A 320-nucleotide genomic window follows, 5' to 3' on the forward strand; every position below is an offset into this window, starting at 1 on the left:
GTGATTCCGGGCGGCAACGCGCCCTATCTGCGGGTCGAGCGGACCGGCGATCTGTGGACCTTTGACTATTCGCAGGACGGGGTGAGCTGGACCACCGCGGGCAGTGTCAGTCACAATCTGGCGGTGACCTCGGCGGGGGTGTTTGCGGGCAATGTGGGACAGGCCAACGGCTATACCGCGCGGGTTGATTATGTCGAGTTCGCCAGCGATCCGATCGCCGATGAAGATGGCAGTTTCACCCCGGAGAACCAGCCTCCGGTGGCGGTGGACGATGCCTTTGACCTGCTGCCCGACAGCGTGCTGACCATCGACGTGGCCGC

At 64.4% G+C, this 320-nt stretch carries 1 protein-coding gene; it reads left to right on the forward strand.

Annotation, left to right across the window (positions count from 1 at the left end):
• The coding region (locus JAO82_RS14200; protein WP_198687042.1) for a DUF1349 domain-containing protein at positions 1-320 on the forward strand (320 nt) is incomplete at both ends.

The sequence above is a fragment of the Pontibaca salina genome (assembly GCF_016307205.1).
GTDB classification, from domain to species: domain Bacteria; phylum Pseudomonadota; class Alphaproteobacteria; order Rhodobacterales; family Rhodobacteraceae; genus Pontibaca; species Pontibaca salina.